Source organism: Variovorax sp. 38R (genome assembly GCF_014843395.1).
Taxonomy (GTDB): Bacteria; Pseudomonadota; Gammaproteobacteria; order Burkholderiales; family Burkholderiaceae_C; genus Variovorax; species Variovorax paradoxus_H.
This window is the reverse complement of sequence record NZ_CP062121.1, coordinates 1,622,123-1,635,163: the sequence shown is the minus strand read 5'-3', so window position 1 is coordinate 1,635,163 and position 13,041 is coordinate 1,622,123. Positions and strand designations below refer to the sequence as shown.

Below are 13,041 nucleotides of genomic sequence, written 5' to 3'. Positions count from 1 at the left end.
GCTCATTCGTTCCACTCAACGATTCCTTTCTGGAGCCTGGTCATGCAAATCTTCGATTACGACAACATCCTTCTGCTGCCGCGCAAATGCCGCGTGGAGAGCCGCTCGGAATGCGACGCCAGCGTCACGCTGGGCGAGCGCACTTTCCGCCTGCCGGTGGTGCCAGCCAACATGAAAACGGTGGTCGACGAGTCGATCTGCCTGTGGCTCGCGCAGAACGGTTATTTCTACGTGATGCACCGCTTCGACCTGGACAACATCCAGTTCGTGAAGGACATGCAGGGCAAGGGCGTGTTCGCCTCGATCTCGCTCGGCGTGAAGAAGCCCGACTACGACACGGTCGACCAGATGGTCGCCCAAGGCCTCGTGCCCGAATACATCACGATCGACATCGCGCACGGCCATGCCGACAGCGTGAAGAACATGATCGGCTACCTCAAGGCCAAGCTGCCGAAGTCGTTCGTGATCGCCGGCAACGTCGGCACGCCCGAAGCCGTGATCGACCTGGAGAACTGGGGCGCCGACGCCACCAAGGTCGGCATCGGCCCGGGCAAGGTCTGCATCACCAAGCTCAAGACCGGCTTCGGTACGGGCGGCTGGCAGCTGTCGGCGCTCAAGTGGTGCGCGCGCGTGGCCACCAAGCCGATCATTGCCGACGGCGGCATCCGCGACCACGGCGACATCGCCAAGAGCATCCGCTTCGGCGCATCGATGGTCATGATCGGCTCGCTGTTCGCGGGCCACGAAGAGTCGCCGGGCAAGACGGTCGACGTCGACGGCGCGCTCTTCAAGGAGTACTACGGCTCGGCCAGCGACTTCAACAAGGGCGAATACAAGCACGTCGAAGGCAAGCGCATCCTCGAGCCCATCAAGGGCAAGCTGGCAGACACGCTGGTCGAGATGGAGCAGGACGTGCAGAGCTCGATCAGCTACGCGGGCGGCCGCACGCTGATGGACATCCGCAAGGTCAACTACGTCACGCTGGGCGGCGACAACGCAGGCGAACACCTGCTGATGTGAGCGCGACGGGCGGCCTGTCCGCCCGTCTCTCTTTTCAGGCCTCGAGCAACTGCACTGCGTAGCGGTGCAGCGCATGGGCCGGATCGGCCAGCGCATCGACCACGCCGAAGTGGTCGAGCCCCGGCAGCACCTCGCACACCGGCACGGTGTGGCGGCCCCAGGCCTCTCGGATCATCGCGTTGTGGCGCAGGAACTCGGCGCTCTCGTTGCCCCCCACCGCCGCATAGAGCTGGCCGCGCGCCGGCGCAGGCCACAGCGCCGGGCTTGCGCACCGCGCGTCGGCATCGGTGAGCTTCAGCGTGTGCTCGAGGAACGGCGTGCGCTGCAGCGGCCGCAGGTCGAACAACCCCGACACCGACAACGCATTGCGCACGAGCTGCGCGGGCAGATCGGGCGCGACCGCCTTCCAGTCGCAGGCCAGCAACGCCGCAGCCATGTGGCCGCCCGCGGAATGTCCGGCGACGGTGATGCGCGACGGGTCGCCGCCATGCGCCGCCACGTGGCGCCAGGTCCATTCGAGCGCCCGCACCATCTGCAGCAGGATGCCCGGCACGGTCACCGGCTGGTCGACCGGGCCCGGGCACAGCGCGTAGTTGGGCTGCACCACGCAGATGCCGCGGTCGTGGAAGGCGGGGCTGATGAACGAATGGTCCTTCTTGTCCATCGCGCGCCAGTAGCCGCCGTGAATGAAGACCAGCACCGGCGCATCGGGCACGGGCGCCGGAAAGACATCGAGCGTTTCGTTCGGACCGGTGCCGTAGGGCACATCGATGCGGCACGGCAGCGTGTCGCGCGCCGCGGCGGAATCGCGGGCCCAGCGCGCGAAGTACGCGGGGTGGTCCTTCACCCGCGCCAGGTTGTTGTACATGCCTTCCAGCCAGGCGGGATCGTGCGCTTCCATGCGGTGCTTGCTCCTAGTTTTTTCCAGCCGGCATCTTGGCACGACAGCGTGCATGGAAATGCGTGGCTGGATAAAATGCGGGGTGTGTTGGGGGGGTAGCTCAGCTGGGAGAGCGCCGCGTTCGCAATGCGGAGGTCGTGAGTTCGATCCTCATCCTCTCCACCAACCGACCCAGCAAAAAGGCCTTGGCAATCGCCAAGGCCTTTTTCGTTTGCAGCTGTGCGTTGTCGACGGGGAATATCAGGCGTCGAGCGTCAGGTGCTGGCCGTGCAGCGCTGCGGCGCCCGGCGACGCCAGGAAGCCGATGGTCTGCGCCGCGACCGTCGTGGAAACCCACTCCGCCGGATTCGCATCAGGCATCGCCTGGCGGTTGGCCGGCGTGTCGAGCACGCTGGGCGCGACGCTGTTGATGTTCACGCCGTGCGGCGCGGCCTCGGCCGCCATCGATTCCACGAGGCGCTGCAGCGCGCTCTTCGATGCGATGTAGGCCGCCATCGCCGGCAGGCCGCGCGCCGCCACCTTCGCCGTCACCGCGATGATGCGGCCCGCGCGGCGCTCGATCATCGAAGGCAGCACGGCCTGCGTCACGGCGACGAACGACCAAGCGTTGAGGTTCATCATCCGGTCCCAGCTCTCGCGCGTGAGCGCATGCGTCGCCTCGCCCATCTCGAAGCCGCCGGCGATGTGCACCAGCGCATCGACGCGGCCGAAAGCCTGCAGCACCTGGCCGGTGAGCGCGGCCATGTCGGGCGCCGAAGTCACGTCACCGGCGAGCAGCAGGTGCTGCGAGTTGTCCAGGCCCGGAAAGACTTCGGCCAGGCGACCCGCGTGGTGGTCGACCAGCGCGAGCCGCGCGCCCTGCTCAAGAAAGTGCTGGGCCACGGCCCGGCCCAGTGCGCCCGCGGCGCCGGTGATCAGGACATGGGGGGTGGTGCTTGCATCGCTCATCGAAAACTCCTCGGATAGGGGGCGGGGCCAGGCCCGACGGTCGCGCATCCTAACGCCCTCGTACAAATGTGCTGAAAGTTTTTGAAGTGCCAAAAAAATTGATATATACTCGTGGTCTTGCCAGAAAACACTAACGGTTTTCAAAGCAAGGGCTCTTAGCTCAGTTGGTAGAGCAGCGGACTCTTAATCCGTAGGTCGAGTGTTCGAGTCACTCAGGGCCCACCAACCAACATCGCGGAAACGCTGAAAAGCCTGCTACCCACAAAGTAGCAGGCTTTTTTCATGGTGCGTTCACTTGTACGTTTGCTTGCGCCAACGCTACCCTTCGCAAGCCTCTCCCCGACATCCCGTGAAGAAATCCAAACCCGCGTCATCGCCGACATCCTTCGACCTCAAGCAGCACTGGCATTGGGGCCGCGGCATGCGCCAGTTGCGCATCGCCGACTTCCTGAAAGACGGCCGCCTTCTCGTCCCCGGTGACCTCACGGGCGAAGGCCCGGCCACCGATGACGGCACCGGCGCGCTGCGCACCGTCGGCGGCGTGCAGGTCGGCAGCGCCGACTACGCCACCGGCCTCATGTGGGTCGGCCGCAAGCTGCGCGAAGGCGATCTGCCGAGCAAGAAGCCCCAGGCCTGACGTCGCTACGGCGCCATGACGCGCCGAAGAAACTGCAGCGAGCGCTCCAGTGCGAGCCGCCCCGGCGCATCGTCGAGGTTGAACTGGTACTCGTGCGGCAACGCCGGCGTCTGGTCGGCGGGGAAGAACAGGCTGTCGACCTGCACGCCCTTCGCTGTCAACGTCTCGGCCATCGAACGCGACTGCCCTTCGAGCGGATCGCCGTTGCCCGCAGTGATGAACGACGGCGGAAAAGCCCCGGTCACATAGCGGCGCACCGACGCGGTCTCGAAGGCCGGCGCATGCTGGAAATTCTTGCTGCCGCTGTACGACCAGAACACGGTCCGCAGAAAGCCGCCGAATGCACCATCGAGCTTCGCCTGCGCGGCGTCGTAGGCGCCGCAGTGCAACAGCAAGCCGCGCAGCTGCTCGCGCGCGATGACAGGTGCAAGGCCGACGGCTTTCGCGTAGCTGGGCACCGCCACGGCATTCGCAACCTGCGCAACGATGTGCGCGCCCGCCGAGTCGCCGGCAAGCACGAGCCGCGTGGGGTCCACACCGAGCCTCGCTGATTCCCGCACGAGATACCCCAGCGCCGAGTTCACCTGTCGCACCGGCACCGGGTAGCCCTGGCCGGGTGCGATCGAATAGCCGACAGCCACCACGGTGAAGCCCTGCCCCGCCAGCACGCGCGCGTAGTTGGCCACGTCGCGCCGATGGCCCGAGACCCAGGCGCCGCCGTGCACCCACACCACCGCGGGCAAGGGCCGGTCGCCCGCCGAGACCGGGCGGAACACGTCAAGGTAGGCATCGGGATCGGCCTCGTCATAGCGCTGGTCGAGCACCGCCGCGATGCCGGGCGGCACGTGCTTCTGCAGCGACTGCGATGCGGCGTCCGATCCCTTGCCGAAGGCATAACGGATCATCAGCACCGACGGCCACGGACTCCACTGGAACGCGGCATAGCCCGCGATCACGAGGCCGGTGATGACGGCGAGGACCGACAGCAGGATGTTCTTGAGCTTCACGGTGGAGCGCCTGCGCCGGTCGGTCCGGCGCTTCAGGAGCGCCCCTGCATTCTGCGTGCCGCAGGGATCACCCCGCTATGCTCGCCTCACATGCCGCCACTGCCCTTCGCTCACAGACCCACGCTGCGCTGCGCCGCACGCACGCTGTGCGTGGCCCTGGTGTTCACGGCGGCGCCCACCCTCGCATCGGCCGCCGCCGGCTGTCTTGCCACGGCCTCGCATATTCCGCCGCCGGCACGCGCCCTCGCGATGGCCGCGTTGGCCCGCCAAGAGCACACCGCCTTCGGCAGCCAGACCATGGACGCCGAAGGCCGGCTCACCGAGTCCGGCTATTCGGAAGCGGAAGACACGCGCTATCCCGCCGGCGCGCTGCCCGCATGGCAACGCGTGCTGAGCTACTGGCGCGCGGTCGATCCGTCGGGTGCGCGGCTGCCGTCTCTCGTGCGCTTCGGCGCCCTGCGCGCAGCCGATCGCACGCTGCTGACCGATGCGCTCAATCGGGCGAGCGCGGCACGCCTGCAAGGCCTCGGCGTCGGCCCCGACCAGGGGCTGGACTCATCGGACCAGCGCGCGATCGAGACGGCCCTGCAACGCGTCGCGGTGATCGACACGCCCTGGTCCGCCGCGTTCATCAGCTGGGTGGCGCGCGAGGCCGGGCTCGGCGCCGACGAGTTCGTCTTTTCCGAGGCCCACGTCGACTACGCGGGTGCCGCATGGCAGGCCGGCATCGACGAGGCGGCGGGCCGCGCAACACCGCAAGCCTTGCGCGCCTGCGACCTGATGCGCACGTCGCCGCGCCCGGGCGATCTGGTCTGCCATGCACGTGGCGCGCGTGGTGCGTCGCTCGAGCGCTTCGCACAGATCGGCGAAGTGCTCGCCGGCCGCCCCACAGGCGGCGCGCCGTTGCCGATGCACTGTGATGTGGTGGTGAGCGTGGACGATGCGGGCTTCGACGCCGTGGGCGGCAACGTGCTGCAGTCGGTCACGTGGCGGCGCCTGGCCTTTGCGCCCGGCACGCGGCTGCTGGACCCGAGCTACTTGCCCGAGGGCTGCACGACGGGCAGCGCTGCGTGCGTCGATCGCCACATGAGCCGACAGCCGTGGTCGCTGCTGCTGCAGTGGCGTTGAGAGAGGGCAACGCACCCCCAAGCGTCAGTCGCGGTAGTACACCTCGACAGCGCCCTTGAGCTTGATCAGCAGCGGATGGCCCTTGCGGTCCAGCGTGCGGCCGGCGGGCACCTTGATCCAGCCTTCGCTGATGCAGTATTCCTCGACGTCCAGGCGGTCCTTGCCGTTGAAGCGGATGCCGATGGGATGCTCGAACACGGCGGGAATGTGGTGCGGGCTGCGCGGATCGGTCGAGAGGTGATCGGGCAATGCGGGCTTGGAGGTGGCTTCGTCGGTCATGGGCAAACAGGTTTCTGAATCGACCCGAATGATAGAACCTGCCGCCCTGCCGCTCCGAGTGCTTCTAGCGGCGCTTCTTCCAGGCCTTGGGCGGTGGCTTCGGCCCGAAGCCCAGCGCGGCCCGTGCGAGCGCGTCGGCCTCGGCGTTGCGGTGGCGCGGAATCCATTGCACGTGCGCCTCGTCGAAGCCCTGCAACAGCATGCGCGCTTCATCGAACAGCGGCGCCATGCGCACGATCGGCCGCACGTCGGCACCGCCGCTCAACTGCTCGACCAGCGTGCTGTTGTCGCTGTAGGCCTGCACCGCCGTGGCGCCGCGCGCCTGCAGCTCGCGCAGCGCAAGCGTGAGCGCCCGCAGCTCGGCCTCGTTGTTGCAGCCCGTGGTGTGCGTGGCCTGCGAGAAGGTGTGGCGCGTGCCGTCGGGCTGGGTGATGACGACGCCGATGCCCATGCGCCCGGGGTTCGGCATGGCGCTGCCGTCGCAGTGGACGACCCACGGGGGAAGGCGCTCGGGCGCGGCAACGGTCATGGAGAAAAAGAAGGAAGCGAAGGAAAGCGACGAACGCGCTCAGCAGTTGCTGCGCTTGATGCCCGCGAGATTGCACGGCCGCTGGCCGGGCGGCGGCCCCGGGTCATGCGGGGGACGCGGTGGCCGGTGGTAGCCGGGGCGCGGCGCGCCGTAGTACGGATCGCCACCCCAGATGTAGGTCGGCCCCGGGTCGACCGCAGGCGCCTCGCCCACCGGATAGCGCGGAATGATGGCCGGGCCCGAGGGCGCAGGCTGCGGCGGCGGTGCGGACGGTGCCGCGTAGTTCGGCCGGCGAGGTGTGTCCTCGTCGCCCGGCGCACGCGACGGTCCAGGCGGCGGCTCGTCGATCCGCAACTGCCGCGACTGCTTGGTGCCCGACGGGCAGGCGCCGTCGGTGTAGACGATGCGGCCGTCGACGTCGGTGCAGCGCACCACCTCCGCCTGCGCGGCCGGTGCGGCCGCAACAAGCCAGAGCAGCGAAACGAAAAGGATGGAGGGCGAACGCATGGAGACGCTCTTTGTAACAGTGCGCGGGCGCGCGAACAAGCGAAAGAAGGAGCCGCAGCATCCGGCAGCCAGACGTTCCCTAGGCGACAGGCACGACCGGCGGACTTTGCCATCATCGTCCGTTCGACTGACGCCCGTCGCCGGGCACACGGAGCCCCCCACAATGACCTCGCCTTTCTCCACCACCGCCCTGGGCCTGTGCGGCCCGCTGCGCCAGCCGCGCCAGATGCTGGCCGACCAGACCTACGACGACCACAAGTCGATCCACGACGACGCCACGGCAGAAAACCTGGGCTTGCGCGCCGGGCCGATCGAGGGACCGACGCACTTCAGCCAGTTCGACCCCCTGCTGTTCCACGTGTTCGGCCAGGCCTGGTTCGAGACCGGCTGCATCAGCGCCCACTACCAGAACATGGTGGTCGAGGGTGAGTCGGTGCGCGCCTTTGTCGACCTGCCCGCGCCCGGCGCCACCTTCGTGCGCCTGCGCGCCGAGAAGGCCGACGGCACGCCGGTGCTGACCGGCACCGCATCGGTCGGCGATGCATCGCAGCATCCGCACGAGCTGCCCCAGCGCATCGCCAAGCTGCGCCCGCCCCAGGGCCTGGTCATCAACCGCGACCTGCGCGTCGGTCAGCGCGGCGCCGTCGTCGAGAAGATCCGCATGGGCTTCGACCAGCACATGGGCGACCACTACCCCTTCACGTTGGCGGACAAGCTCAAGGTCATCACCGAGCCCTGCGGCTGGTACACGCCCGAAGGCGGCAAGGGCTCGCCTTGGGGCCGGGCCATCATCCCGACCGAGATGATCAGCGTGCTGCTCGGCTCCACCAGCGCCGAGGCACAACTGAGCGGCCGCAAGCCGGCCGTGGGCCTGTTCGCCGGGCAGGAGATTCGCCTGATCAAGGGCCCGCTCTTCGTCGACCAGGACTACGAGCTGGAGCGCGAGATCGTCGCGCTGAGTGAAAGCGCGCGCACCGAGTCCGTGTGGATACGCACCCAGGTGTACGAGATGCCGTCGCGCACGCTCGTGGCCGAGATGATCCTCAATGGCGCGACGATGAAGGCGTCGTATCCCACCTACGAAGCCGAAGCCAAGGAGCTGGGGCTGGCCTGAGCGCGGCATCGGCCCCGATCCATCGGGGCAGAATCCGATCTTTTTCCGGGTGCCGTATGCCAGCTGTACTTGAAGGGGGTTGCCTCTGCGGCAAGGTCCGATTCAGCGCGACCCAGCCGCCGCTGCGCACGTTCGCCTGTCATTGCACGTTCTGCCAACGCATGACCGGCACGTCCTTCTACGCCGAGTCCCTCTTTCCGATGGACGCCGTGCGGTTCAACGAAGGCGAGCTTCGGCAGTACGAACATCGCTCGGACGGCAGTCACAAGAAAGTCTTCGTCCACTTTTGTCCCTCGTGCGGCACGACGGTGGGCCTGACCTTCGAACGCTGGCCCGACGTCCGCGCCATCTCGCGCGGGTGCTACGACGATCCGGACGCGGTCGAACTCACGAGCCACATCTGGACGCGTTCTGCGCAAAGCGGCGTGGCCTTGCCGGCCGATGTCGATTGCTTTGCCCGCGCGCGCGCCACGTCCGATGGCCGGCCGGAGGTGGCCTCGCGGCATGAAGTGCCTGTGCTGGCTCGGCAAGACGGCGAGGCCTGAATCTTGGCGTCAATCGGCCATCAGCGTCGGTTCGCTCGACGACGGCGGAACACGACCCCGAGGTAGTAGATCGGGACGCACGTCAAGAGACCGGCGAGCACGGACCACACCGCGCCTCCGCCGATGAGATTGGTTCCATCCGGTGCGATGCAGCTTGACGTCGATGCCTCGATGCAATCCCTGTGCTTGTAGTAACGCTCGTAGAACGCCCACCAGAAGAAGCCCGCCGCCGCCGCGAATGCAACGCAGAGGATGGCGGGCCGGGTGATGGAAAGGGGGCGGGTGGTCATGGGCTTGAATGGCGATGTCGCACCACATCCATAGGAGCAGCGCAGGACTCGACGCGGAGATTATTTCGGAGGAAGTCTGTAACGCCACCAAGGGCCCGCTTGAGACATTGGGCTTTCTCCGAAGCTGACGCTCGCCAGCACGAGATATGCGATGCAAGAGTCATGAATCACGGCGGTTCCAATGGAACTTGCAGGTAATCCGCATACTTGCCAGTGAGCGCATCAACTCGTTCCAGATCCAAAGGAACATGCCGGATGCCGAGCACGTCTTGCAGGAATTTCAATCGTTCCTGCTGAGCCTCATCACCCTCGTCGTCAGGCGCACTGAAGTGCTCGAGCGCCCAGTCCGGGTCATATGCAATCTGCTCGAGCGCGAACCATCCCGTGTAGAAGCCCAGGCCCAAGAACTCATCGAGCGTTTCCGCGACAACGTAGTTGAGCTGATCATTTGCGGGCAACGTCATGACGATCGGGCCGCTTTCACCGTTCAGATTCGGCAGATCCAGGTAGCTGTAGTGAACGCCGTCACCACCCGTACTCGCGAATGTGAAGGCTGTGCCAGGAGTGCACCAGTAGTAGCCTTGAAGTGGAGGACTGTTGAGAATGAGGCCGCACGGATCGAAGACGGCTTCGATTGAACTTCCGAACCGCTTTGCAGCCATCTCGGCTGCTTTGTAGAGCGCCAGAACGGCGTGAGGAATAGGGGGCATTCGTCTGACTGGCTTGTGATGGGGGAGGCAGCAGCGTCGGATATTCATTCAACGCGACTGCCGACTTCATTTTCTACACCGCATCTTCCGGCATGCCATCCACACCAAATGCCACACCGCGCGCTTCCAGCTTCTCGCGCGCTGCATGGTGCACGACGCCGCGTTTGCGGGTATCAGGCTCCAGCAGCCTGCGCAGCGTGGCCTGGCTGACATTGGCATTGCGCACCACTTCCATGCGTACACCCCAGAATTTGTCATTCGCAAAACGATCCAGGATCTCTGCGTCTGCATCCGGATTCATGGCCGCCACGGCGCGTATGGATTGATTGGTGTCCGTCACAAAGGGCTCGAGTTCAGCCGCATTGGCCGCACCACTGGCAGCGATGTAGCGAAGCTCCTCTGCGGCTTTCTGCTCAATTGACTTTTTGGCCATTGCGTTCTTGAACGTATCTGCTGGAGCGAATCCTAGCGGCACTCGTTCCAGTACCCGTCCGGATTCGCCTCCAGCGGCGTGGCGATCCGCTTGAGCGACGCGCGGCCCTGCGCGTCTTTCGCGACACCGAAGATGTGCCCGTCCTGAACCGGGAAACCGTTGCGCAGAAACTTGAAGCCACTGCGCACCGACGAAAAATGAGCTTCGTTGAGTGCGTTGCGCAAGGCGCCGCGGTCGGCGACCGAGCCCTTGGTTTCCTTCAGCGCGCTGTCGATCAAGAGCGCCGCATCGAAACCTTGCGCGGCGTACTGCGACGGGATGCGGCCGTGCTTCTTTTCAAAGGCGGCAACGAACGCCTTGCTCGTCGGGCTGGGCAGGTCGGGACCCCACACCGCGCCGGCCAGCACATCGAGCGCGGCATCCTTGAGCAACGGCAGTGTCGTGCCATCGACCGTGCCGACCGTCAGCAAGGGCACCTTGCTCAGGAGGCCCGAGCGGTTCATCTGCTGGATGAAGTTCACGCCCATCTCGCCCGGCAGAAAGGCGACCACCGCATCGGGCGCGACGCGCTTGATTTGCGCCAGCGCTGCCGCGTAGTCGGTCTGCTCGGGTTTGACGTAGATCTCGCTGACCACCTCGCCCGAGTAGTAGCGCTTGAAGCCCCGCAGCTGGTCTTTGCCCGACACGTTGTCGGGCGCCAGGAACATCGTCTTCCAGTAGCCCTTGTCGACCGCGTACCGTCCCACGATGCCGGCCTGGTACTCGTCCTGGTACGAGGCGAAGACGAACTTGTTGTTGCACTGCTTGCCGGCTATCGGCGCCGGGCCGGCATTCGAGCCGACGAACAACATGCCCGCTCTGGCCATCGGCTTGGCCATGGCCATCATCACGTCGGAGAAGGTCACGCCGGTGATGAAGCTGACCTTGTCGTTCTCGATGAGTTTTTGCGCCAGCTGCGCCCCGAGTTCGGGGTTGTGCTGGTCGTCTTCCTTGACGACCGTCACGGCAACGCCGCCGAGCATGCCTTGGCGTTGTTCGACCGCCAGCATGAAGCCGTCGTACTGTTCCTGCCCGAGCGCGGCGCCCGTTCCGGACAGCGTGCCGATGAAGCCGATTTTTACCTGCGCGGAAGCGGTCAATGCCGCGGCGCCCAGGGTGCAGGCCACGAGGGCCGTGCGGATGCGGTGGATCAAGGTGTTCCTTGTGAATGAGGGGGGCGAGTGGTCAGAAGCAGACCGGGTTCGACCCGGGTCAGTTTGCGGCCTTGGTATTCGACGGCGTTTCAGAGATGGGACTCCGAGTGACCGCTCCCGGCTGGATCAGATCCCGTTCTGTGGCCGCTTGTCATCGCTCAGCAGCCCGTCGAGTTCAGACCAGAGTTCATCGCAGAGGCCTGCCCGAAATGCGGCGGCCTTGAACACCTCGTGCTCACCGCGATAGACGCTCCACAGGTCGCGATTGGCATCGGCCACACAGGCTCGTACGTTCGAGAGACGGTCAGCCACTTTCACGACCAGCGCCAGCTCCTCCGCCCCTGTTACTTTGGCCAGCTTCGCGTAGGTCTTCGACTTGCGCTCTTTCCTGTTCGCGCCGGGTTCGTCAGTGAGGAGTGCGACGCACGCAGCCACCAGGTCGCCGAAGCGCAGGCGCACCTCATCGACTGTCGCGTCCGTGTCTTCGACCACATCGTGCAGATACCCGATGACCTGAGCCTCTTGACCGTACGGCAGAAGGACCCGCGTGACGGCATCCAGATGGTGCGAGTACGGGTGCGTTCCGTACATTTGCGCGCCGTGCATGCTGAGTGCGTAGGCGCGGGCTGCGGAAAGGTTGGAGGTGTTCATGAGGAGTTTGGACGGGGCAGATGGGTCTGGCGTAACGCCGAATTTCGCTCGCGATGTCGGGCTGTCCGACTACCCGGCTTTCAAAGCGCCGGAGACCTTGTAGGCACTGACGAGGATGCCGGACGGCATTGCTTTCGTGCTGACGAGCTCGAAGGCGCGTGGCGGCGTTCCCTGTGCGAAGAAGCGCTTTCCAGCGCCCAGCAGAACCGGATAAACGACCAGCAAGACTTCATCCACAAGACCGTGTTCGAGCAGCGTCGATGTCAGCGTGGAGCTGCCCCAGAGAATCAGGTTCGGGCCAGCCTGCGACTTGATGCGGCGAACGCCCTCGACGATGTCCGGCCCCAGGCTTTCGAACGGGCCCCACGCCAGACTTTCGGGGCGGTGGGTCACGACGTACTTGGTCGCCGCATTCAAGCCGTCCGCCATCGCGCCGCTCGGCGCCTTGGGCCAATAGCCCGACCATATGTCGTAGGTGCGGCGACCCAGCAACAGATCGAAGCGCCCGCCATGCGCGGCGAGCACTTCATCCCGGCCAGCAGGGCTGCGATAAGGCGCGGTCCAGTCTGCGTAAGGGAAAGCGTCTTCGCCAGAGGTCTGGATCACGCCATCCAGCGAGATGTGCTCCATGATTTTCAGCGTTCTCATGCGGGTCTCCGTGCTTGGATTGGAGGGTGCGGCTCTGCTGCCTTGAGCGAAGCATCGCGGTGTGCGCAGTAGGTTTCAGATGGAATGCGCTGCTCAATGGGCCTGCGCATCAAAGTATGCCGTCCATGACAGCGGCGAAGCCTGGAGCCCTTCGGCCCCACGGAATGCAGACATGGCTTTCGCGCGCGTGCCGAAGTTCATCGTTGCGACGCCGAGGTTGAAGAACGTGTTCCGATCGGTGGAGCCGAGTTCGATCGCACGCTTCAGAGCGGATGCGGCCTCTTCGTGCTTGCCTTGATCGGAAAGCACTGCACCCACGCACGTCAGGGCAAGGACATTGTCAGGGGATTCAACGAGCGCCTTCGAGAGCAACGCTTGCGCAGAGGCCAGGTTCGCTTCCCACTTGTCGGGGTTGTTCCATGCGTCCTCGACAAGCGATCGACTGATGGAGATGAAGTCCTCGCTCATAGGCTATTCAGGTTTTTTCGACTCTATTCCGTC

At 65.6% G+C, this 13,041-nt stretch carries 18 protein-coding genes and 2 tRNA genes; 7 read left to right on the top strand and 13 right to left on the bottom strand.

Features of this window, described 5'->3' with window-relative positions; all coding sequences use genetic code 11:
* The first annotated feature begins 42 nt into the window (after window positions 1-42).
* Window positions 43-1,020, top strand: coding sequence for a GMP reductase (locus IG196_RS07240; RefSeq protein WP_101492602.1), 978 nt, complete (start codon window positions 43-45; stop codon window positions 1,018-1,020).
* A gap of 34 nt (window positions 1,021-1,054) precedes the next feature.
* Here IG196_RS07240 and IG196_RS07235 read toward each other — a convergent pair whose 3' ends face one another.
* The gene (locus IG196_RS07235; protein WP_192195593.1) at window positions 1,055-1,921 is read right to left on the bottom strand and encodes an alpha/beta hydrolase; all 867 of its coding nucleotides are present in this window, start codon (window positions 1,919-1,921) and stop codon (window positions 1,055-1,057) included.
* An 89-nt stretch (window positions 1,922-2,010) separates the two neighbouring features.
* On the opposite strand from IG196_RS07235, the gene IG196_RS07230 reads away from it, so the two are divergent.
* Window positions 2,011-2,086, top strand: a tRNA-Ala gene (locus IG196_RS07230).
* 75 nt (window positions 2,087-2,161) lie between these two features.
* On the opposite strand, the gene IG196_RS07225 is transcribed toward IG196_RS07230, so the two are convergent.
* Complete coding sequence (locus tag IG196_RS07225) at window positions 2,162-2,869, bottom strand: SDR family NAD(P)-dependent oxidoreductase (protein ID WP_192195592.1); 708 nt, start codon at window positions 2,867-2,869, stop codon at window positions 2,162-2,164.
* Between the two features lie 149 nt (window positions 2,870-3,018).
* On the opposite strand from IG196_RS07225, the gene IG196_RS07220 reads away from it, so the two are divergent.
* Window positions 3,019-3,094: transfer RNA gene (locus IG196_RS07220), tRNA-Lys, on the top strand.
* Window positions 3,095-3,218: 124 nt separating this feature from the next.
* Window positions 3,219-3,506, top strand: a complete 288-nt coding sequence (locus IG196_RS07215; RefSeq protein ID WP_192195591.1) for a hypothetical protein — start codon at window positions 3,219-3,221, stop codon at window positions 3,504-3,506.
* 5 nt (window positions 3,507-3,511) lie between these two features.
* On the opposite strand, the gene IG196_RS07210 is transcribed toward IG196_RS07215, so the two are convergent.
* On the bottom strand, window positions 3,512-4,513 hold the full coding sequence (locus tag IG196_RS07210) for an alpha/beta hydrolase (protein ID WP_192195590.1): 1,002 nt from the start codon (window positions 4,511-4,513) through the stop codon (window positions 3,512-3,514).
* 90 nt (window positions 4,514-4,603) lie between these two features.
* On the opposite strand from IG196_RS07210, the gene IG196_RS07205 reads away from it, so the two are divergent.
* Entirely contained in the window at window positions 4,604-5,641 is a 1,038-nt protein-coding gene (locus IG196_RS07205) for a DUF2272 domain-containing protein (RefSeq protein ID WP_192195589.1), read from the top strand.
* A 24-nt stretch (window positions 5,642-5,665) separates the two neighbouring features.
* On the opposite strand, the gene IG196_RS07200 is transcribed toward IG196_RS07205, so the two are convergent.
* The 3 genes from IG196_RS07200 to IG196_RS07190 form a co-directional block, all read right to left on the bottom strand.
* A complete protein-coding gene (locus IG196_RS07200; protein ID WP_101492608.1) occupies window positions 5,666-5,920 on the bottom strand; it encodes a DUF3297 family protein in 255 nt (84 codons plus the stop codon).
* Window positions 5,921-5,984: 64 nt separating this feature from the next.
* Window positions 5,985-6,449, bottom strand: a complete 465-nt coding sequence (locus tag IG196_RS07195) for a ribonuclease HI family protein (RefSeq protein WP_192195588.1) — start codon at window positions 6,447-6,449, stop codon at window positions 5,985-5,987.
* Between the two features lie 39 nt (window positions 6,450-6,488).
* Window positions 6,489-6,956, bottom strand: a complete 468-nt coding sequence (locus tag IG196_RS07190; RefSeq protein ID WP_192195587.1) for a DUF4124 domain-containing protein — start codon at window positions 6,954-6,956, stop codon at window positions 6,489-6,491.
* A 163-nt stretch (window positions 6,957-7,119) separates the two neighbouring features.
* Between IG196_RS07190 and IG196_RS07185 the strand changes: the two genes are divergently transcribed.
* Both IG196_RS07185 and IG196_RS07180 read left to right on the top strand, forming a co-directional pair.
* On the top strand, window positions 7,120-8,070 hold the full coding sequence (locus tag IG196_RS07185) for a hypothetical protein (protein ID WP_192195586.1): 951 nt from the start codon (window positions 7,120-7,122) through the stop codon (window positions 8,068-8,070).
* Window positions 8,071-8,126: 56 nt separating this feature from the next.
* Window positions 8,127-8,615 (top strand): GFA family protein, encoded by a 489-nt coding sequence (locus tag IG196_RS07180; RefSeq protein WP_192195585.1) that lies wholly within the window; start codon window positions 8,127-8,129, stop codon window positions 8,613-8,615.
* A gap of 20 nt (window positions 8,616-8,635) precedes the next feature.
* Here the strand turns inward: IG196_RS07180 and IG196_RS07175 are convergent, their stop codons facing one another.
* The 7 genes from IG196_RS07175 to IG196_RS07145 all read right to left on the bottom strand — a co-directional run bounded on the left by IG196_RS07175 (window position 8,636) and on the right by IG196_RS07145 (window position 13,008).
* Entirely contained in the window at window positions 8,636-8,905 is a 270-nt protein-coding gene (locus tag IG196_RS07175) for a hypothetical protein (protein WP_192195584.1), read from the bottom strand.
* A 167-nt stretch (window positions 8,906-9,072) separates the two neighbouring features.
* Window positions 9,073-9,615, bottom strand: a complete 543-nt coding sequence (locus tag IG196_RS07170) for a hypothetical protein (protein ID WP_192195583.1) — start codon at window positions 9,613-9,615, stop codon at window positions 9,073-9,075.
* Window positions 9,616-9,688: 73 nt separating this feature from the next.
* Window positions 9,689-10,048: a hypothetical protein gene (locus tag IG196_RS07165; RefSeq protein ID WP_192195582.1), complete on the bottom strand. Its 360-nt coding sequence runs from the start codon at window positions 10,046-10,048 to the stop codon at window positions 9,689-9,691.
* 32 nt (window positions 10,049-10,080) lie between these two features.
* Complete coding sequence (locus IG196_RS07160) at window positions 10,081-11,241, bottom strand: ABC transporter substrate-binding protein (protein ID WP_192195581.1); 1,161 nt, start codon at window positions 11,239-11,241, stop codon at window positions 10,081-10,083.
* Between the two features lie 126 nt (window positions 11,242-11,367).
* Window positions 11,368-11,892: an HD domain-containing protein gene (locus tag IG196_RS07155; protein ID WP_192195580.1), complete on the bottom strand. Its 525-nt coding sequence runs from the start codon at window positions 11,890-11,892 to the stop codon at window positions 11,368-11,370.
* A gap of 69 nt (window positions 11,893-11,961) precedes the next feature.
* Window positions 11,962-12,540, bottom strand: a complete 579-nt coding sequence (locus tag IG196_RS07150) for a dihydrofolate reductase family protein (RefSeq protein WP_192195579.1) — start codon at window positions 12,538-12,540, stop codon at window positions 11,962-11,964.
* A 93-nt stretch (window positions 12,541-12,633) separates the two neighbouring features.
* Complete coding sequence (locus tag IG196_RS07145; protein ID WP_192195578.1) at window positions 12,634-13,008, bottom strand: tetratricopeptide repeat protein; 375 nt, start codon at window positions 13,006-13,008, stop codon at window positions 12,634-12,636.
* Window positions 13,009-13,041 lie beyond the last annotated feature (33 nt).

Coding starts and splice junctions, on each gene's coding strand:
- IG196_RS07175 (WP_192195584.1), bottom strand. CDS start 8,905: ATGACCACCCGCCCCCTTTCCATCACCCGGCCCGCCATCCTCTGCGTT.
- IG196_RS07180 (WP_192195585.1), top strand. CDS start 8,127: ATGCCAGCTGTACTTGAAGGGGGTTGCCTCTGCGGCAAGGTCCGATTC.
- IG196_RS07190 (WP_192195587.1), bottom strand. CDS start 6,956: ATGCGTTCGCCCTCCATCCTTTTCGTTTCGCTGCTCTGGCTTGTTGCG.
- IG196_RS07200 (WP_101492608.1), bottom strand. CDS start 5,920: ATGACCGACGAAGCCACCTCCAAGCCCGCATTGCCCGATCACCTCTCG.
- IG196_RS07155 (WP_192195580.1), bottom strand. CDS start 11,892: ATGAACACCTCCAACCTTTCCGCAGCCCGCGCCTACGCACTCAGCATG.
- IG196_RS07145 (WP_192195578.1), bottom strand. CDS start 13,008: ATGAGCGAGGACTTCATCTCCATCAGTCGATCGCTTGTCGAGGACGCA.
- IG196_RS07185 (WP_192195586.1), top strand. CDS start 7,120: ATGACCTCGCCTTTCTCCACCACCGCCCTGGGCCTGTGCGGCCCGCTG.
- IG196_RS07205 (WP_192195589.1), top strand. CDS start 4,604: ATGCCGCCACTGCCCTTCGCTCACAGACCCACGCTGCGCTGCGCCGCA.
- IG196_RS07225 (WP_192195592.1), bottom strand. CDS start 2,869: ATGAGCGATGCAAGCACCACCCCCCATGTCCTGATCACCGGCGCCGCG.
- IG196_RS07165 (WP_192195582.1), bottom strand. CDS start 10,048: ATGGCCAAAAAGTCAATTGAGCAGAAAGCCGCAGAGGAGCTTCGCTAC.
- IG196_RS07170 (WP_192195583.1), bottom strand. CDS start 9,615: ATGCCCCCTATTCCTCACGCCGTTCTGGCGCTCTACAAAGCAGCCGAG.
- IG196_RS07235 (WP_192195593.1), bottom strand. CDS start 1,921: ATGGAAGCGCACGATCCCGCCTGGCTGGAAGGCATGTACAACAACCTG.
- IG196_RS07195 (WP_192195588.1), bottom strand. CDS start 6,449: ATGACCGTTGCCGCGCCCGAGCGCCTTCCCCCGTGGGTCGTCCACTGC.
- IG196_RS07240 (WP_101492602.1), top strand. CDS start 43: ATGCAAATCTTCGATTACGACAACATCCTTCTGCTGCCGCGCAAATGC.
- IG196_RS07150 (WP_192195579.1), bottom strand. CDS start 12,540: ATGAGAACGCTGAAAATCATGGAGCACATCTCGCTGGATGGCGTGATC.